This is a genomic window from Shewanella sp. S1-58-MNA-CIBAN-0166 (assembly GCF_040310085.1).
Lineage (GTDB): Bacteria > Pseudomonadota > Gammaproteobacteria > Enterobacterales > Shewanellaceae > Shewanella.
In genome coordinates this window covers 24,166-42,542 of sequence record NZ_JBEOPN010000027.1, presented here as the reverse complement: position 1 = coordinate 42,542, position 18,377 = coordinate 24,166, and the positions used below count along the sequence as shown (strand labels likewise).

General features: G+C 42.5%; 18 protein-coding genes. 10 read left to right on the top strand and 8 right to left on the bottom strand.

The features are described 5' to 3' along the window. Positions 1–14: 14 nt before the first annotated feature. From AAEY99_RS15880 to AAEY99_RS15840, 9 genes are all read left to right on the top strand, one after another. The gene (locus AAEY99_RS15880) at positions 15–569 is read left to right on the top strand and encodes a HyaD/HybD family hydrogenase maturation endopeptidase (protein ID WP_101087100.1); all 555 of its coding nucleotides are present in this window, start codon (positions 15–17) and stop codon (positions 567–569) included. After that, a complete protein-coding gene (locus AAEY99_RS15875) occupies positions 556–2,595 on the top strand; it encodes a NiFe hydrogenase (RefSeq protein WP_351011154.1) in 2,040 nt (679 codons plus the stop codon). Before AAEY99_RS15880 ends, AAEY99_RS15875 begins: the two co-directional genes overlap by 14 nt. A 55-nt stretch (positions 2,596–2,650) precedes the next feature. Then, entirely contained in the window at positions 2,651–5,062 is a 2,412-nt protein-coding gene (hypF, locus tag AAEY99_RS15870; RefSeq protein WP_351011152.1) for a carbamoyltransferase HypF, read from the top strand. A gap of 274 nt (positions 5,063–5,336) precedes the next feature. Beyond that, on the top strand, positions 5,337–6,056 hold the full coding sequence (hypB, locus tag AAEY99_RS15865; protein ID WP_059743617.1) for a hydrogenase nickel incorporation protein HypB: 720 nt from the start codon (positions 5,337–5,339) through the stop codon (positions 6,054–6,056). 2 nt (positions 6,057–6,058) lie between these two features. After that, complete coding sequence (locus AAEY99_RS15860) at positions 6,059–6,301, top strand: HypC/HybG/HupF family hydrogenase formation chaperone (protein ID WP_011637566.1); 243 nt, start codon at positions 6,059–6,061, stop codon at positions 6,299–6,301. Beyond that, the gene (hypD, locus tag AAEY99_RS15855; protein WP_351011150.1) at positions 6,298–7,425 is read left to right on the top strand and encodes a hydrogenase formation protein HypD; all 1,128 of its coding nucleotides are present in this window, start codon (positions 6,298–6,300) and stop codon (positions 7,423–7,425) included. The genes AAEY99_RS15860 and hypD overlap by 4 nt, the downstream gene beginning before the upstream one ends. Continuing rightward, positions 7,415–8,422 (top strand): hydrogenase expression/formation protein HypE, encoded by a 1,008-nt coding sequence (gene hypE, locus AAEY99_RS15850; protein WP_351011148.1) that lies wholly within the window; start codon positions 7,415–7,417, stop codon positions 8,420–8,422. Before hypD ends, hypE begins: the two co-directional genes overlap by 11 nt. Then, complete coding sequence (locus AAEY99_RS15845; RefSeq protein WP_162023214.1) at positions 8,422–8,766, top strand: hydrogenase maturation nickel metallochaperone HypA/HybF; 345 nt, start codon at positions 8,422–8,424, stop codon at positions 8,764–8,766. Before hypE ends, AAEY99_RS15845 begins: the two co-directional genes overlap by 1 nt. Before the next feature lie 79 nt (positions 8,767–8,845). Further along, the gene (locus AAEY99_RS15840) at positions 8,846–9,010 is read left to right on the top strand and encodes a hypothetical protein (RefSeq protein ID WP_174839639.1); all 165 of its coding nucleotides are present in this window, start codon (positions 8,846–8,848) and stop codon (positions 9,008–9,010) included. 199 nt (positions 9,011–9,209) lie between these two features. Here the strand turns inward: AAEY99_RS15840 and AAEY99_RS15835 are convergent, their stop codons facing one another. After that, complete coding sequence (locus AAEY99_RS15835) at positions 9,210–10,967, bottom strand: acyl-CoA dehydrogenase C-terminal domain-containing protein (protein ID WP_351011146.1); 1,758 nt, start codon at positions 10,965–10,967, stop codon at positions 9,210–9,212. Between the two features lie 358 nt (positions 10,968–11,325). Here AAEY99_RS15835 and AAEY99_RS15830 point away from each other — a divergent pair, with 358 nt between their 5' ends. After that, the gene (locus AAEY99_RS15830) at positions 11,326–12,261 is read left to right on the top strand and encodes a hypothetical protein (RefSeq protein ID WP_351011144.1); all 936 of its coding nucleotides are present in this window, start codon (positions 11,326–11,328) and stop codon (positions 12,259–12,261) included. A 93-nt stretch (positions 12,262–12,354) separates the two neighbouring features. Here AAEY99_RS15830 and AAEY99_RS15825 read toward each other — a convergent pair whose 3' ends face one another. From AAEY99_RS15825 to rpsA, 7 genes are all read right to left on the bottom strand, one after another. Beyond that, a complete protein-coding gene (locus tag AAEY99_RS15825) occupies positions 12,355–12,906 on the bottom strand; it encodes a DUF2058 domain-containing protein (protein WP_101087092.1) in 552 nt (183 codons plus the stop codon). Positions 12,907–12,933: 27 nt separating this feature from the next. Continuing rightward, positions 12,934–13,776, bottom strand: a complete 843-nt coding sequence (locus AAEY99_RS15820; RefSeq protein ID WP_182743502.1) for an SDR family oxidoreductase — start codon at positions 13,774–13,776, stop codon at positions 12,934–12,936. A 109-nt stretch (positions 13,777–13,885) separates the two neighbouring features. Next, entirely contained in the window at positions 13,886–14,584 is a 699-nt protein-coding gene (pyrF, locus tag AAEY99_RS15815; RefSeq protein ID WP_335691994.1) for an orotidine-5'-phosphate decarboxylase, read from the bottom strand. A 68-nt stretch (positions 14,585–14,652) separates the two neighbouring features. Continuing rightward, positions 14,653–15,813, bottom strand: coding sequence for a lipopolysaccharide assembly protein LapB (gene lapB, locus AAEY99_RS15810; RefSeq protein WP_101087089.1), 1,161 nt, complete (start codon positions 15,811–15,813; stop codon positions 14,653–14,655). Between the two features lies 1 nt (position 15,814). Further along, positions 15,815–16,111 (bottom strand): LapA family protein, encoded by a 297-nt coding sequence (locus AAEY99_RS15805; protein ID WP_162023219.1) that lies wholly within the window; start codon positions 16,109–16,111, stop codon positions 15,815–15,817. 122 nt (positions 16,112–16,233) lie between these two features. Next, positions 16,234–16,521 carry an integration host factor subunit beta gene (ihfB, locus tag AAEY99_RS15800; protein WP_011637578.1) on the bottom strand — a complete coding sequence of 96 codons (288 nt, stop codon included), beginning with the start codon at positions 16,519–16,521 and terminating at the stop codon, positions 16,234–16,236. Positions 16,522–16,598: 77 nt separating this feature from the next. Further along, positions 16,599–18,266 carry a 30S ribosomal protein S1 gene (gene rpsA / locus AAEY99_RS15795; protein WP_059743635.1) on the bottom strand — a complete coding sequence of 556 codons (1,668 nt, stop codon included), beginning with the start codon at positions 18,264–18,266 and terminating at the stop codon, positions 16,599–16,601. Between the last annotated feature and the right edge of the window lie 111 nt (positions 18,267–18,377).

The window sequence follows — 18,377 nt, the reverse complement described above, 5'->3', positions numbered from 1 at the left end:
ATGAATGAATAATTGTGAAAAAAATATTGCTGTTAGGTATAGGCAATGTATTGTACGCCGATGAAGGAGTCGGCGTACATTTTGTCAATTATATCAAAGACAAATACCAATTCAGCCACCAAACTGACAGCATAGATATTGTCGACGGTGGCACCCTAGCTCAAGGCCTTATTCCGATGATAAGCCAGTACGACCATTTGATTGTGGTCGATACGGTTAATAGTGTTGGTGTGGAGCCCGGTGAAGTGTACTTTTTTGATTTTGATCACGCCCCTGCTGAAATCGATTGGCAAGGCAGTGCTCATGAAGTGGAAATGCTGCAAACACTCAACATGATGGACATTGTGGGTGATAGACCACACACGTTTGTATTAGGCGTTACCCCTACCGTGATTGAGCCAATGACTTTGGGGCTTACACCACATTTACATGCCGCCATTCCGCTAATGGAACATGCTCTGTTAACCCATTTGACCGACTTAGGGTTTAGCCAGCAGATTGTGGCTGATATTACTATTGATGAGGTGATTCCTGACGCCTATAAGCGAGGTTGCTATGTCGATGCATAACATTCGATTTGATTTTGTATGCCAACGCCATGTGCCCTTATATGAGCACTTGTGTAATCAATACCTGGAGCGTAACGAATTTAATATCAGTATTGGTGCTGAATCCGAGCCTCAAACCAGTAAAATACGTTACTTTATTGAGGCCTTTGCTACGCAAGCGCAACTTGAAGCATTAGCCGATGAGATTGCCAGTGATTTTTTGTTATCCGTTTGGTTACTTGACACTCACATTCAGCGGATTGAGCAACACAGCGGACAGCGAAAACCATTTAAGATTAAACCGCTTTATTCTGGTTTACCGCTGTATTTTTGTCAGCATTGCCAACCACAATTTGGCGATAATCAACATCCCTCTTTTGGTGATATTAATCTGCAATGTCATCATTGTATGGGACATGAAAAACTCAGTCGCGATGAAAAATCGTTAACTCAGGCCGACATCGCCGCGATGGCAAACCGCCTACTAAGCCATAAGGCTCTACCCTTACCTATTCTTGGGATCACGTTATGGTTGACCCCACCCGCGGCCATATTCTCCTCAACCATACAACCCTCAACCATACTCCCCTCAACAATATCGCAAAATGCAGATGATCAACGCATAAACTCATCACAGACCAATGCGCCTATAACCGCAATAACCACAACAATAAAATATCAACGGCCGCGAATATTAGTCTGTAATCCCAATTCTTTAAATAGCCATTTTATTGTTAATGACAGCCAAGTGTTGGCATTATCTAGCATCGAAAAACCGTTACTAAGAGTACGACCAAGTAGTGATCACCCCAGTTTATTAGCGCCACTGTATGAAATTCAATTTGCTGAAAATCGTTTGTTAGTGATACTCACGGAAGTGTTACGCCAAAAAGGCATTAATTGGTTGCATGTCACTCATGATATTGACCAGCATACTAGCCAAGAAGCCTTGCTCAATAAGCCGCTGCGTTTGGCCAGTGTTAATCAACAATGGTTACCCATTACCACCCTAGGTAATGGCACCATACCGTTACCCACTAACGTAACCTGTTTGCATGATGAGCATCATTACCAAGATGATCTGCATACGTTTACGGTTCAAAGTTCTACAACTGACATTAATTGGCGAGTGAGTGACAACGGTGCTAAATCTTCTAATTCACAGTCAGCTTCACCGTTAGCTGTACCAGCTGTTTTAGCAAGCTCTTTAGCAGATGATTCGAGCACGATCACTAACGATATTACTACCAGCTTATGTGCGTTAAATGCCGCGGTACTGCGCTGTGACCCCAATAAAAATCATCATAAAGCACAATTTGTTAAGCATGCTGCGGTATTGTATTTCAGCCAACAAAATACTTGCCAAATTGTCACCCTCGACAGCCAAAGTAAGCCTGAGTTATTTTTCCAATTACCGACGTTGCCGACAACAGGTTATGAGATTTGTCATAGTTTGTCTGAGTCTCCTCAAAAAAGCCTGTTAGATAAGTTTAAACAATTATTTCCCGCCGAATATAATCAATTATTGGACCTGCACATTCAAGCCAACGATGGTGCATTGTCTCAGCTAATGGCTGTTGCTACCCTGATTATTGGTGCCTATCCAGTAGAAACCGCTCAACGTGTGACGGTAACCGAACTTGCCGATAAATTTATTGCTTTAGCGATGGCGCATCATGGCAACAATGCACCACGCATTGACTTTCCACTCACCAAAGGTGCCGCACATCGTAGCCTTAATTGGTGTAAAACATTGGGCTCGTTAATGAGTTTCAAGTTGGCAGGCGAGACTAACTTAGCAAAACTTGCGTTTGCATTTCATGACTCGTTTGCCGACTACTTAAGCCATTGGGTTGAACATTTAGATCAAAATATTGGCGTAAAACAATTAGTGATTGCAGGAAGCGAATTTGCTAATCCGGTGTTAACTGATCGGGTGCAATTACGCATTGGTAAAAACTTTCCGCTGCTGGTTAATCCATTACTGGATTTAGATGGCGTTAATATCGCAATTGGTGGGCTATATCTCAAACAAAGACGTGGATAAAAGGTATCTTAAGGTATATCAGTTATTGCTTATCCTTGTATGAGATTGAGTCCTTATGAAACCATTACAGCAAGTTACCATTATTGTTAAAGGTATTGTACAAGGGGTTGGTTTTCGCCCCTTTGTGTTTCGTTTGGCACATCAGTTAACTTTACTCGGTAGTGTGCTGAATAATCACCTTGGGGTGACGATTGTTTTACAGGGTAATAGCGAACAGATTGAACAGTTTATCGATACATTAGCTAAATCCCCGCCGCCATTAGCGCGAATTGATGCCATTGAGGTTACTCATCAAACTCAATTAAGTTTGTTTGACAAATTTAGTATTATTGAAAGCCATGCCTCATCTGACGAGCATGCAAATGTGGCTATTTCGGCCGACATGAGTATTTGCCGAGATTGTCTTAACGACATTAATGACCCTCAAAACCGCCACTATCAATATCCGTTTACTAATTGCACCAATTGCGGTCCGCGCTATACCATTATTAACGCCCTGCCTTATGACCGATGCAACACCGCCATGGCTGATTTTGAGATGTGCGAAGATTGCCACGCCGCTTATACCAACCCAATGAATCGACGCTACCATGCCCAACCTGTCAGTTGCCCACATTGTGGCCCACAGTTAACCTTTAGCGTCATCAATGCTCATGCTGAATGTCTTTATGATTCATCGATGTTAATAGCATTAGAGCAAGCCGTTGAAATGATAAACCGTGGTGGCATCATCGCCATTAAAGGTTTAGGCGGTTTTCATTTGGTGTGTGATGCCACCAATAACGATGCGGTTGCAGCCCTGCGCGAACGTAAACAACGCCTCGGTAAGCCATTAGCGATAATGGTGACCAACTTAGCCCAAGCAAAATTATGTGTCAGCGGTACTGAAACGGAATGGCAAGTGTTAACCAGCCCTGAGAAGCCGATTACTTTGATGACCAAACGTGTTGTTAGTAATGATAACAGTGGTAATGGTAAAGATGATGGATCAAATAATGGGCCGATCACACTGAGTCCATTGCTAGCGCCGGGTATTGATCGCCTTGGAGTATTTTTACCCTACACACCATTACATCATTTATTGATGCAGCGATTACAGAAACCCATTGTAGCGACTAGCGCCAATCGCAGCGATGAACCCATTATTGGTAATCAGGCTGACATTGAACAGTATTTAAGCCATGTAGTTGATGGGATACTCGACCATAATCGGCCGATTATTAATGCTTGTGATGACAGTGTGGTACAAGTGATTGACGGGCAACTGCAAGTGATTCGATTGGCTCGCGGTTATGCGCCGCTAACCATTAATTTGCATACACCAATGCTATCAAACAGCCAAAACAGCGTGTTGGCTGTTGGCGCACAACAAAAAAACACGGTCGCATTTGGTTTTGCCGATAATTTGATTGTATCACCGCACATTGGTGATTTATTCAGCCTTGAAGCAGAGCAATATTTTAGCCAAAGCTTAGCGACGTTTAAGCGTTTGTATGACTTCAACCCGAGTCATATTGTGCATGATAATCACCCGCAATATGCGCCGACACAATGGGCGGAAAATTACCAATCGGAACATCACCTTTTGCCATCTCATTGTATTGGCATACAACACCACTTCGCCCATGTTTTGTCGGTTATGGCGATGCACCAACGCACTGAGCAAGTATTAGGATTCAGTTTTGATGGCACAGGCTTAGGTGATGACGGTGCATTATGGGGCAGCGAAGTGATGCTGGCTGATGTTAACGGTTTTACCACTGTGGCCCACTTTAGTTGCTTTAAGCTCATTGGCGGTGAACAAGCCATTAAACACCCGGTTAGAATTCTGCTGGCATTATTGTTTGAACAGATGCCGCTTGAACAAGTACTTTTACTCCCGATTGCCGCTATAGCCGATTTGGGCAGCAAAACTGTCACTAATTTGTATCAATTATGGCGTAACAATAGCCATTGTATTGAATGTCGTTCCGTTGGACGTTTATTTGATGCTCTTGCGGTGGCGTTAGGCTTTATTGGTAGCTCGCAGTACGAAGGCCAAGCGGGAATGATGATTGAAGCGGCAGCCAATGCCTATAATTGCAAGTCAAATATTGAACCTTTACCTGTAACACTCAACACCATAAGCGACACTGACTCACAACCGATTCAATGGCACAGTAGCGACTTTATCACTCAGTTGGTGAACTGTGCTGTGGAAATCTCACATAACCCTTTAATTAACCAACAAATATGTTGGCATTTTATCAATGCGATTAGCCAGCAATTGGATAAGATTGGGCAACAATATCCCCAGTTACCGCAGGTATTTTGTGGTGGTGTATTTCAAAACAAAACCTTACTAAGCCAGTGCATTAATGATTGTAAACGTGGCCAACGGCAAGTTTTGCCCAGTGGCCATATTCCCATTAATGACGGTGGTATTGCATTAGGTCAATTGTGGTATGGCATACATCACATGGCTTAGGCTTAGGTGTATCAAATACTAATGACAATTTAACCACTGTAAGTAACTTGAATAGATTAATTTTTATCATAATCCGGCTAGCAGCCGGTATCGCTGACGCTGCAATGCTACATCAATGTTGACCTTCAGATAATTGTGGCTTTGGTCACATAATTAACGCAATAACACTGTTGTTCACAGTGTTTATTGCAAAAACTGATGTGTATCAAAGAATCCTTAATCCACTTAACCGACACTAGTTAATAAGAATAACAACAAGGTTAAGGAACATAACATGTGTAAAGATTGCGGCTGTTCAATTACCCATGATCATGACCATACTCTTCATAGTAATCCTCAGCTTAACGATAAAAAGACCTTAGCGGTTATCCATAAAATATTGGATAAAAATGATGTCGAAGCACAACATAATCGTGATCATTTTGCGGCTCATCAGGTCAGCGCCTTTAATCTAATGAGTAGTCCTGGCAGCGGTAAAACCAGTCTTTTAGAATGTTTACATGAATACCTTGATGCTCGCTATGCCGTGATCGAAGGCGACCTTGAAACCTCACGCGATGCCGACCGTTTAATTGCCAAGGGTATCAACGCCTATCAAATTCAAACTGGCTCTGCCTGTCACCTCGATGCATTTATGGTTCACGGTGCACTGCATCACATTAATTTAGATGATGTTGATATTTGCTTCGTTGAGAACGTCGGTAATCTTGTGTGTCCTGCCAGTTATGATGTTGGCACCCATAAAAATATTGTGTTGTTATCAGTGCCTGAAGGTGACGATAAAATTGAGAAGTATCCGGTGATGTTCCGCCGAGCTGACTTAGTGGTTATCACCAAATCTGACCTACTTCCTTACTTTGACTTTAGTATTGACGAAGCCAAAGCACAGTTAAGTAAATTAAACCCAGATGTGGAATTACTCGTTGTATCAGTGAAAAATCCTGATTCGATGAAAGTATTAGCAACGTGGTTTGATGAACATAAGGAATATTAGCTATGTGCTTATCAGTTCCGTCAAAAGTAGTTGAAATTCATGATGATGCAACAGTCACTGTTGATACGCTTGGTGTTAAACGTCGTGTGAGTTGTCATTTAATATGCGATCCGTTGGCATTAGGCGACTTTGTATTGATTCACATCGGTTTTGTGATGAATAAAATTGACCACAATGATGCACAAGAAAGCCTCGATTTATATCAACAAATTGTCGCTGAGATGGAATTGGAGTCTGAGCAATGATTAGCCTCAATGACTTTTATCAAGGGTTTCGAGATCCTCAGACTATTCGTCATTTAGCGCAATTGATAGCTCAACAAGCGGCTAAAACCGACGATCAAATTAACATTATGGAAGTGTGTGGCGGCCACACCCATACCATTATGAAGTACGGTTTATTACAGCTTTTACCCGACAATATTCACTTTATTCACGGTCCGGGTTGCCCAGTGTGCGTTATGCCTAAAGAGCGAATTGACCATGCCGCTACCCTTGCCTCTCAAGCCGATACCATTTTAGTCACCTTGGGCGACATGATCAGAGTGCCAGGTTCAATGGGCAGCTTGGCGCAGTTTCGCGCTAAAGGCTGCGATATTAGGCCTATATACGATCCATTGGATACCTTAAAAATTGCCCAAGATAATCCTGACAAAACCGTGATTTTTTTCGCTATTGGTTTTGAAACCTCGACGCCCATGACGGCCGCCTTACTGGCACAGGCTGAAGCACTGAAAATAGACAATATCTTGTTTCATATTAATCATGTGCTGGTTCCACCCGCCATTGATGCAGTGATGTCTGATAGCCGCAGTAAAGTGAACGCTTTTATCGGTCCTGCTCACGTTAGCGTGATTAGTGGGGCTCAAATCTACCAATCAACTGTCGACCAATACAAAACCCCTGTTGTGGTGTCTGGGTTTGAACCGGTAGATGTGATGGAATCCATTTTACGTATCACACGCCAAAAAGTGGCTGGCAAAGCGGAGCTTGATAACCAATACAGCCGCTCAGTGAGTTACGAGGGCAATATTGCTGCACAACAACTTGTCGACAAATATTTTATGGTCCGCGACAGCTTTCGCTGGCGTGGATTAGGGCCTATTGCCAATTCGGCTCTAACATTACGCCCTGAATATCATCATCGCGATGCCGAACGCATTTATGCAAAAGTATTGCCGACAACCGAAATTGATGACCATAAAGCCTGTATGTGTGGCGATATTTTGCGAGGCTTAGCCAACCCTAAAGACTGCAAAGTGTTTGGCCGTGGCTGCTCACCACAAACACCGCTGGGCAGCTGCATGGTTAGCTCAGAGGGCGCGTGTAATGCTTATTACCGCTATGGAGAAGTTAATCATGCCATCTAAAAAGACGATTCAACTTAGCCACGGTGGTGGCGGTAAAGAAATGGATCAATTGATCCACGATTTGTTTTTTAAAGCCTTTGATAATCCGATTTTAACTTCGCAAGAAGACGCGGCCAAACTGAATATGTGTGGTCATACTGCTTTTACCACTGACTCTTTTACCGTTTCACCGTTATTTTTTGCTGGTGGCGATATCGGTAAACTCGCGATTGCCGGCACGGTAAACGATTTAGCCATGATGGCTGCACAACCCGAATATTTAAGCTGTAGTTTTATTATTGAAGAAGGTTTTCCACTGGATGACTTAACCACTATTGTGAATAGCATGGCTGCTGAATTACATAAATCAGGCGCGCGGATAGTTTGCGGCGACACTAAAGTGGTGCCTAAAGGCTGTGCTGACGGGCTATTTATTAATACCTCTGGTGTAGGGCGTATTTTACATCCGAATATTTCAGTGCGTAATTTACAAGTGGGCGACGCCATTATTGTCTCTCGTGACATTGGATGTCATGGTGCGGCAATTTTAATGGCCCGTGATGGCTTAACACTTGAATCTGAGTTGTGCAGTGACTGCGATACGCTATGGCCGATTGTTGAACAACTGCTGGTGGCAAATATCGATATTCATGCCATGCGAGATGCGACCCGCGGTGGTTTATCTGCAGTGCTAAATGAGTGGGCCAAAGCCTCGAACATTGGCATTGATGTTGAAGAAGCCTGCATTCCTATTTGTGATGAAGTAAAAGGCTTATGTGAGTTATTTGGCTTTGAACCTTTCGATTTAGCCAATGAGGGCACCTTTATTATGGCATTGCCAATGGATGTCGCCGAAGGGGCTATTGAGGTTATGCAGCGCTATGGACATTGTGAACACGCAGCAATTATTGGCCATGTTACTGAACGCCATCCTGGCAAAGTGGTGCTACAAACACCTTGGGGCAGCAGTCGCTATTTAGATTTACCACAAGGTGAATTACTGCCAAGGATTTGTTAATGCATGAATACTCGATTGTGATGTCATTAATGGAACAATGCGAAGCGCTTGCACAGCTGCATAAAGCCACACGAATTGAGCAAGTTGAACTAAAAATTGGGGTGTTAAGTGGCGTTGAGCCAACCTTACTGTCGACAGCTTTTGAAACGTTTAAATTAGACAGTGTTTGTCATGAGGCAAGATTAATTATTAATGTTCAGCCATTAGTGTTGCAGTGCAATCAATGCGAACAACAATCGCAAGTAGATGAACGAACCATTGTTTGCCCCATTTGCCAGTCAAATAAAACCACCGTGATTGACGGTGAAGACATGATGTTAATGCAGCTTGTCATGGACACATAACACAATTTTTATTAAAGCGTCATATTGAAATACCCTAACCTAATAACCAGAGTAACCTTAAAAATACAAGGACAACACCATGAAATACTTATCAATTGCCTTTATCCTTGCCACTATTCCATCTATTGCTATGGCGCATGAGGGACATGGTGGTGTTGGACTGTTTCACCATTTAATTCAATTAACACCCGCCATTGCTCTTGTGGCAGTTGTAGCGTTTATCTATTGGAAGCGCAGTAAGTAATTGCCCAACCTGTAGTCAACACGTTATGCGATGCTAAAGCTAAAATAGTTTGCTAGATCAACGCGATTAAACGTTGGTTATTTACCTTGGTTAGCACAACGCTTGAAACGCTGCTTAAACCCTTGATGATATAAAGGCTGCCAAACAAATAAGCCTTCCATCGGAAGGCTTATTATCTTGTTGCATTGCAAATGTAGACTTAGAACATTTCTGCAGGCATTGCCATTATCGATTTATCACCCTGATTAACTTGTGATAAATGATACTGAGATTTTGATAATAGCTTATCCATATAGAAGTCAGCCACAAACTGCTTTTGGGCAGCAAAGCTAGCATCTTCATGACTTGATGCCTTGTCAGCCATCAATAGCCAGAAGTAACCGTATAAGGCATAACCAAAGGCATCTAAGAAGTCGACAGCACAAGCGTTAACTAATGCTGGTTGAGTTTTCTTGTTGTCATTGACGTAGTTAGCTGTTGTGAGTAACTCCGCAAACACTTGGCTTACCATAGTTTTATGCTCAGCATTAGCCTGAGTTAATTGCGCAATACTTGCCTTCACTTCAGCAACAAATTCAGTCAAAGTGGCGACATTATCGTAAGTAATTTTACGACCTAAAAAGTCGATTGCTTGAATACCGTTAGTGCCTTCGTATATTTGTGCAATACGGGTATCACGAACAAATTGCTCGATACCGGTTTCACGAATATAACCATGACCACCAAACACTTGCTGACCCATAACCGTGGCATCTAAACCGCGGTCGGTTAAAAATGCTTTTGAAACAGGTGTAAGCAAACCAACGTACCTAGCCGCTTTAGCTTGCACATCGCCACTGGCATACTTTGCTAAATCCAACTGCTTACCGGTATAAACCGATAATGCTCGGCCCGCTTCCGTCATCGCACGGATAGTGAGTAACATGCGGCGTACATCGCCATGCACAATAATAGGATCGGACGTTGCGCCAGTCGCTGAACCTGCAGCAGCAACACCCTGTAGGCGATCTTTAGCATAGTCTGTGGCCATTTGATAAGCCGCTTGTGCGTTACCTAGACCTTGTAAACCAATGGCTAAACGCTCGTAGTTCATCATAGTGAACATACACACTAAACCGCGGTCGGGCTCGCCAACTAAGAAGCCTTTGGCGTTATCATAGTTCATCACACAGGTAGCTGACGCTTTAAGACCCATTTTGTGTTCAATAGAACCCACCGTAACACCATTAGCTTCGCCTAAGCTACCATCGGCATTAACGCTGATTTTAGGCACGACAAACAATGATATGCCATTCGAGCCTGAAAGTTTTGCGAGTACTAAATGAATGACGTTTTCAGTTAAGTCATGATCGCCGCCGGTAATAAAAATCTTGTTACCGGTAATAGAATAACTGCCATCATCAAGCGGTTCTGCTTTGGTACGAATACCTTTTAAATCAGAACCAGCATGTGGCTCAGTCATGTCCATTGCACCAGCCCATTGGCCAGAATATAAATTAGGTAAATAAGTTTGTTTTAATTCTTCATTGGCATGTGCGTTAATACATAACGCAGCACCAGCGGTCAGTGAGTTATATAACGTAAACGAATTACACGAGCTGTAATTCATTTCATCCACTAACACGCCAAGCATTTTTGGCATGCCCATGCCACCAAAATCTGACTCACCACAAAGCCCTACCCAGCCGCCTTCTGAAAACTGCTGATACACTTCTTTAAAGCCATCAGGAGTAATAATGTCATTACCTTTATGAACCACACCTTGCTCATCACCACTGCGATTTAAAGGGTGAAGCAGATCACGGCTGATCTTATTCGCTTCATCTAGAATGGCTAATGCAGTATCCATGTCGACAACATCTGCCATAGCTGGAAGTTGTTCCCATGTAGCTTGGGCATCAAATACCTGTTCCAACAAGAATTGCATGTCCTTTAACGGGGCTTGGTATGGGTTCATAAGAGTCTCTTAAACAAATAATTAAAACAGTTGTTTTAATTTATACTAAAGCGCTACAAAAAGAAAAGCTTTTTAGCAATTATCTAACCATAATTTGACGAATGTCGGCTAGAGCGAGCCTTTATCTCGATAGTTTACGTTTCTCAGCCCAATAGGGTTCCAATGAGTTACAATTAGCCGTACGATCCATGAGTTAGCAGCTTATTTGATTGAGATCTGTGGTCTTTTTTAACTTTATTTGATGACCCAATAGGTCCAAACCCAAGTATTAAACCCGAGTATTAAACCCGAGTATTAAGCCACAGAATTAAACACGAATATTAAACTCTAGTAATAAACCATAGCGAACAGCACTTTTATGCATACACGTACTGACGAGATCCCCCCATCATCTTCCCTATCTGAGCACTATCAACAGATCACCGTCATTGGTAATGCACATGGCGATTGGCAACCAGCCGACATTGGACATACTTTTATTTTCAATGGGACTGAACATGATGCCGAAAACGTTATTAACATTTGTAATGGTCCTTATGCTGGTTCGCATCAGGCCTTCGTTGTCAGTAATAGTTTAGATGACAATCAGTTAGTTTCATTGCTAACCGAAGTGGGTGAAAAACTCGAAGGACAACTTAACTGCTGGCCATCTTCGGGATTGGTGACCATTTTATTAATGTCGTTGATGGCAAAACAGGTCAATGTAAAACGTATGTCTTTATTACCGTCTTTAGCGAGACCCAATGACATGCCTGCTTCAGAGCATTTGCCTTGCATGGTGCATAATTGGTTAGGTGAGCGTCGTATTGCATTAGGTTTGCAACTCACCAGTAATAATATTCAGTGGCCCGAATTGTTTGTAGATGATGCCTCTATCCTATTGCTTCACGAAGCTGAACCCGTTGATATTAATCCGTTTGAGGTTCTATTGAGTGATGCGGTTCGTCGACGCCAAAATGAAGTGTTGACCCCAGATAACGCTGACCCGAAATTTAAAATCGCCCAGCGCTTAGCCTTGCAAGTGACGACTGAACAACCTGACAATCTTGATGTGCAATATGCGTTGTTAGCCGCCTTGAGTAACTTACCGAGCGTGCAATGGTTAACCTATGCTAACCAAAGCGATCTCATCATGGCAGAGTCTTTGTTTTATAATCAGTATCCACAAACAGCCAGTTATTGGTACCTTATCGATAATCAAGCATCACAATACTTAGATACTATCCGCCATCACCTTGCTTATTGTCAGCAAGTTATCGCGTTAACGGCAAAACAGGCTAATGCAGACTCGTAAAGTATTGGTTAACACCAAACAAAAACGCCTCTATTTAGAGGCGTTTTGTTGTTAATGATTAATGATTAATGGTTAATGGTTAATGGTAACCAACTACCACATTAAATCATCTGGAATTGCATAATCTGCATATGGGTCATCGGCTCCACTCACCTGCTCAACAGAGTCTTTAGCGGCTTTATCCCATAAGTAACCACACCATTGTGGAACAAGTAACTTCACTCGTTCTGCGAGCTTATGCGGCACGATGTAGGTTTTATCTTCATAACGGACTATGCCTAAACTGCCATTGAGTAAATCAGCTTGGATTTTATCGGTAATATAAACCGAATAAATTTTGTTTTCTAAGGTGAAGTTAAACTTAAGCTCAGCATCACGGGCTACGGTAATGGCAAACTTAGAAAACTCGCTGATTAAACCACGTACTTGACCTTTTTCAGATGCTTCAGCAAAGCGCTTTTCATTCAATGCTTTATCTTTTTTCGCTTGTTGCAACTTTTGCTCAGCAATTTGTTGCTTGAGCTCTGAACTGCCGTCATCAACTTTGGCTTTTTTGTCACGACGCTTTTGTGTTTTTGCATCGCGTACTTTTTGTTTACTGGCAAGACCTGCTTTCAGCAGTTGATCTTGTAATGCATTTGCCATGGTATTTACCTTTAAATTTATCGATTTTTATAAACCGTGCTTGGCGGCTATGTCGCCTAATTCTGTCATTGCAATACTGGCTCCACCCAATGACCAACCACCATCAACAGGCAAAACAACACCGGTAATGTATGACGCCATGTCAGATGCAAGGAACAAAGCTGCATTAGCAATATCTTGACCTTTACCATTGCGTTTTAGCGGCACACTATTGGCCACTCGTTGTTGCAGTTCCTCACTGGGGGCTAAGCGATTAAAGCCTTCGGTATCTTCTATTGGACCAGGTACGATAGAGTTAATTCGTATCCCTTCAACACCCCACTCTAACGCTAATGTACGAGTCAACATATCGACTCCGGCTTTAGCGGCGCAAACATGCACTTGTAACGGCATAGCGATATACGCTTGTGGTGCGGAAATTTGAATAATGCTGCCATTCGGGCGAGATAACAATGGATAAGCTTGTTTCAATACTTGAAAACTGCCAATTAAATCAATATCGATAACCGATTTAAAGCCATTGTTCGACAGCTTTGCCGCACTGGCGGGGAAGTTACCCGCTGCGCCACTCACTAACACATCAATATGACCGTAAAGGTCAGCAATTTTTGCAAAACCAACCGTTAATGCATCGTTGTCACGTACATCGAAACTGACACCTAAATGTTTGGCGTTCGGGTTAGCTTGGATCAGTAATTCTACCGCAGCATTAACCTTATCAATACTGCGACTTGCGACCGCAACATTGGCACCAGCAGTAGCAAATTGAATGGCTACTTGAAGGTTAATGCCAGATGTACCGCCAACCACAACAACATTTTTGCCTGTGTAATCAAACCCTGTTCTATCAAACCCTTTGTCATCAAACATAGTCATCCCTTATTTCTGTGTGATTTGGTTAATGTAGATAAGTTTCCTTTAGCCACTAGATTGACCAAGTCCATGACTCAGTCAATTTAGCCGTTAGCGCGATAACAAATCAAACATGCAATGATTGATAAATAGCTTTAAGTGCTGCTAATGGATCGGCTGCTTGAGTGATAGGTCGACCAATCACCAAATAATCTGACCCTGCCGCAATGGCCTGGGGTGGTGTCATGACGCGATGTTGATCACCAGCATCACTGCCTGCGGGTCTAATCCCCGGCGTGACTAAGGTAAAATCTTGTCCAAATGATGATTTAAGTAATTTAGCTTCTTGAGCGGAACACACAACCCCGTCTAACTCTGCTTGATGAGTCAATTTGGCTAAACGTAGTACATGTTCAAATGCAGGGACATTAATACCAAGTAATACTAAATCTTCATCTGACATCGATGTTAATACGGTAACGGCTATCAATATTGGTGCATCTTCACCAAATGGTATCAATGCTTTTTTGGCTGCCTGCATCATGGCTAAGCCGCCACTTGCATGCACATTGGTCATCCACACGCCTAAATCAGCGGCGGCGGCAACGGCTTTTGCAACCGTATTGGGAATATCATGAAATTTTAAATCAAGAAATAAATCAAAATTACGACTGTGGATGTCTTTAACCAGATCGGGTCCGAATAACGTAAACATCTCTTTGCCGATTTTTAAACGACACATATCTGGGTCAAGTTTATCAATAAAGGTTAATGCGTCATTTTTATTGTCATAGTCGAGGGCGACTACAATGGATTTATCAGTCATTAGGACTCCAGCGGCAATAGCTTGTGTTAATGCATTTATTATAGGGATTCTATCTTGTGATGGCGACGTTATTCGCCATCGAGGCCTTTTATTCGCTTGATACTGCCCCACTGTTTACACGATGGACAATGCCAATACAAACCGTGAGAGGGAAAACCACAGGCAGTACAGCGATAACTAGGGCGGAATTTAATTTGTTGTTCAACAAGTTGTTCAAGCATGGACAGACTTTGTTTGGCTTGACCATCTTCAGCTTGTTTAATGTGTAATTTCATTAAATGCTGAAAGCCTTTCATGGTCGGATGACGATATAAATTATCGAGCATCATGGTTTCAGCACTTTGATGCTGGCCGAGGCTAATTTTATGTTCGGCGAGTGCAACTACTACACTGGCTCCCGCGCCATCAGCAATCGCTTTGGCGAGCAGCTCATGAAAACCATTTGGATCTTGGGTATCTCGATACACTTGCTTTGCAATTGAAACACCATCGGCAAATAAATTAATATCTGCCACTTTTAACTCTTGTAGCGCCTGCTTACATAGCTCAAATTGGCCTGCATCAAGATACATTTTAGCTAAGGTTAACCAAGCACGGCCGCATTGGGCGTCTTGTTTAATGGCTTGTTGTAGTTTTTTGATTTTATCAGCATCATTATTGGCTTCATCAGCTAACTGACAATAAAAATGGGCCGTGGTGCATTTAAGCACTTGCTGACGTTTACGAGGTAGGCGCTTAGTGATATTGATGGCGTCTTGCCATTCTTTAGTCACTTGGTAGATTAACAGCAGTTGTGTTTCAGCTTCTTCACTGTGGTCATCTTGGCTGACTAAGTTAATAAAGATTTCTTCAGCACGGTCATAAAAACCTGCAGCCATATAATCTTTACCTAACTCCATCATCGCAATGTCACGCTGCTCATTGGTTAAGCTGGGCCTAGCAATCAAATTTTGATGGATGCGAATGGAACGATCCACTTCACCACGTTTACGAAATAACGAACCTAACGATAAATGGGTGTCGATAGTTTCATCGTCAACATCGAGCATGCTGATGAATAAATCAACCGCTTTGTCAGACTCGTTCGACAGTAAAAAGTTAAGCCCAGTAAAATAATCTCGGCTTAATTTTTTAGTCTGCTGGCTATCGCTATGACGAATACTGCGTCGTCCCATGTACCATCCATAACCGGCAGCGATAGGCAATAACAAGAACAAGATTTCTAGCATACTAGGCGGCTTGATCCTTAGGCGTTACAACTACACTGGTTGCATCCGCAGCGGTGAGCTTTTTAAGCGCTTTGTTACTTTTACGCAATGCGAGTTTTAACTTCACGATGTGATAACTTGCAAATATCCAGCTGATAATAAACCCGCTGAAAAATACCACAGCAAGTACCATAGGCAATCGATACTGCCCTTCAGCAATAAAGTAACTTAAGGTTACGACTTGTTCATTTTTAGCGCCAAATAATAATGCTAGAACAAACATCAATCCAACCAGTACAACGACAATAAATGATCTCACGCTATTCTCCATGAAGGTGCATCAATATAATGATTATCCAAGAAATTTACTGGGCTGACCAGCATTGACTGCCATTAGATACAAAAAAGCCTCCAATAGGAGGCTTTTTATTCAAGCGTTAATCAAGGATTAACAGCATCGACACGTTCGCGCAGCTCTTTTCCCGGCTTAAAGTGCGGTACATACTTGCCTTCCAAGTCAACAGAGGTTCCTGTTTTTGGATTACGACCCGTACGAGGCGCACGATAGTGAAGTGAAAAACTACCAAATCCACGGATTTCTATACGATCACCGGTTTCTAATGTTGTCGCCATTTGCTCCAACATTTCTTTGATTGCACTTTCCACTTCTTTCGCCGACAGTTGCGACTGCCTAGTGGCGAGTTTTTCGATAAGTTCAGATTTTGTCATCTTAGCTATCCCATATTATCAAGCCAAACACAGTCGCCTAATGGGGACAAGGTCCCCATACAACAGACGATTTTCGATTACTTACGAGCTGCTTTAAAGGCTTCAGCCATTGCGCTGCTCATTACAACATCGTCTTGCTTGTTCAAAGTAGCAATCGCTTCTTTCTGTTCAGCTTCATCTTTCGCTTTGATAGATAAGCTGATAGAACGGTTCTTACGATCTACACCCATGAACTTAGCTTCGATTGCATCACCAACTGAGTATACAGTAGATGCGTCTTCGATGCGGTCTGCAGAGATGTCAGCTACACGAATGTAACCTTCAACTGTTTCTGCTAATTCAACTGTAACACCTTTTGCGTCAACAGCAGAAACAGTACCGTGAACTACGGTGCCTTTCTTCTTGTCAGCTAAGTATGCGTTGAATGGATCATCTTCAGTTTGCTTAACACCTAGGCTGATGCGCTCACGCTCTGGGTCTACTGAAAGAACTACAGCGTGGATCTCATCGCCTTTCTTGTATTCAGAAACTGCGTCTTCGCCAGTACCGTTCCAAGAAATGTCAGATAAGTGAACAAGACCATCGATTCCACCGTCAAGACCGATAAAGATACCGAAGTCAGTGATTGACTTGATCTTACCAGATACTTTGTCGCCTTTGTTGTAACGAGTTGCGAAGTCATCCCATGGGTTAACTTTACACTGTTTAAGGCCTAGAGAAATACGACGACGCTCTTCATCGATGTCTAGTACTAACACTTCAACTTCATCACCTAAGTTAACAACTTTAGATGGGTGAATGTTCTTGTTAGTCCAATCCATTTCAGAAACGTGTACTAAACCTTCAACACCTTCTTCGATTTCAACGAAACAACCGTAGTCAGTTAGGTTAGTTACGCGACCAGTAAGACGTGTGCTTTCTGGGTAGCGCTTGCTGATTTCTAACCATGGATCTTCGCCAAGTTGCTTAAGACCTAGTGATACGCGAGTACGTTCACGGTCATACTTAAGAACTTTAACGTTGATTTCGTCACCAACATTAACGATTTCAGATGGGTGCTTAACACGTTTCCAAGCCATATCAGTGATATGTAAAAGACCGTCAACACCACCTAAGTCTACGAATGCACCGTAGTCAGTAAGGTTTTTAACGATACCTTTAACAGCTTGACCTTCTTGTAGATTCTCAAGAAGAGTATCACGTTCAGCACTGCTTTCAGATTCGATAACTGCACGACGAGAAACAACAACGTTGTTGCGCTTCTGGTCAAGCTTGATAACTTTGAATTCTAATTCTTTGTACTCTAAGTGAGCGGTGTCGCGAACTGGGCGCACGTCAACTAGAGAACCTGGTAAGAAGGCACGGATACCGTTTAATTCAACAGTGAAACCACCTTTAACTTTACCATTGATGATACCGATTACAGTTTCAGCATCTTCGTACGCTTTTTCTAGAACGATCCAAGCTTCATGACGCTTAGCTTTTTCGCGAGACAATTGAGTCTCACCGAAACCATCTTCAACAGAGTCAAGGGCTACGTCAACTTCATCACCTACTTGGATTTCTAAAACGCCTTGTGCGTTTTTGAATTCGTCAGCATTGATTGGGCTTTCAGACTTAAGACCAGCGTCAACAAGTACCATACCGTTTTCGATGGCAACAACTGTACCACGGACGATAGAACCTGGACGGAACTCTAGGGTTTGAAGGGATTGTTCAAATAGATCAGCAAAAGATTCAGTCATGTTTTAGGTTACTTTCATTAAATAAACCACCATCCATCCTAGATGTGGAGTCTAGTAATATTATTCGTGTCATCCTTAACACGAATACCTACTGTACAATAATCGACCATT

What these genes read in the sequence shown, in the direction of transcription:
- AAEY99_RS15845 (WP_162023214.1), top strand. Translation starts at nt 8,422, where the DNA reads ATGCATGAATACTCGATTGTGATGTCATTAATGGAACAATGCGAAGCG.
- AAEY99_RS15835 (WP_351011146.1), bottom strand. Translation starts at nt 10,967, where the DNA reads ATGAACCCATACCAAGCCCCGTTAAAGGACATGCAATTCTTGTTGGAA.
- AAEY99_RS15820 (WP_182743502.1), bottom strand. Translation starts at nt 13,776, where the DNA reads ATGTTTGATGACAAAGGGTTTGATAGAACAGGGTTTGATTACACAGGC.
- AAEY99_RS15840 (WP_174839639.1), top strand. Translation starts at nt 8,846, where the DNA reads ATGAAATACTTATCAATTGCCTTTATCCTTGCCACTATTCCATCTATT.
- pyrF (WP_335691994.1), bottom strand. Translation starts at nt 14,584, where the DNA reads ATGACTGATAAATCCATTGTAGTCGCCCTCGACTATGACAATAAAAAT.
- rpsA (WP_059743635.1), bottom strand. Translation starts at nt 18,266, where the DNA reads ATGACTGAATCTTTTGCTGATCTATTTGAACAATCCCTTCAAACCCTA.
- hypD (WP_351011150.1), top strand. Translation starts at nt 6,298, where the DNA reads ATGATTAGCCTCAATGACTTTTATCAAGGGTTTCGAGATCCTCAGACT.
- hypB (WP_059743617.1), top strand. Translation starts at nt 5,337, where the DNA reads ATGTGTAAAGATTGCGGCTGTTCAATTACCCATGATCATGACCATACT.
- AAEY99_RS15830 (WP_351011144.1), top strand. Translation starts at nt 11,326, where the DNA reads ATGCATACACGTACTGACGAGATCCCCCCATCATCTTCCCTATCTGAG.
- AAEY99_RS15825 (WP_101087092.1), bottom strand. Translation starts at nt 12,906, where the DNA reads ATGGCAAATGCATTACAAGATCAACTGCTGAAAGCAGGTCTTGCCAGT.
- ihfB (WP_011637578.1), bottom strand. Translation starts at nt 16,521, where the DNA reads ATGACAAAATCTGAACTTATCGAAAAACTCGCCACTAGGCAGTCGCAA.
- hypE (WP_351011148.1), top strand. Translation starts at nt 7,415, where the DNA reads ATGCCATCTAAAAAGACGATTCAACTTAGCCACGGTGGTGGCGGTAAA.
- hypF (WP_351011152.1), top strand. Translation starts at nt 2,651, where the DNA reads ATGAAACCATTACAGCAAGTTACCATTATTGTTAAAGGTATTGTACAA.
- AAEY99_RS15875 (WP_351011154.1), top strand. Translation starts at nt 556, where the DNA reads ATGTCGATGCATAACATTCGATTTGATTTTGTATGCCAACGCCATGTG.
- AAEY99_RS15860 (WP_011637566.1), top strand. Translation starts at nt 6,059, where the DNA reads ATGTGCTTATCAGTTCCGTCAAAAGTAGTTGAAATTCATGATGATGCA.
- lapB (WP_101087089.1), bottom strand. Translation starts at nt 15,813, where the DNA reads ATGCTAGAAATCTTGTTCTTGTTATTGCCTATCGCTGCCGGTTATGGA.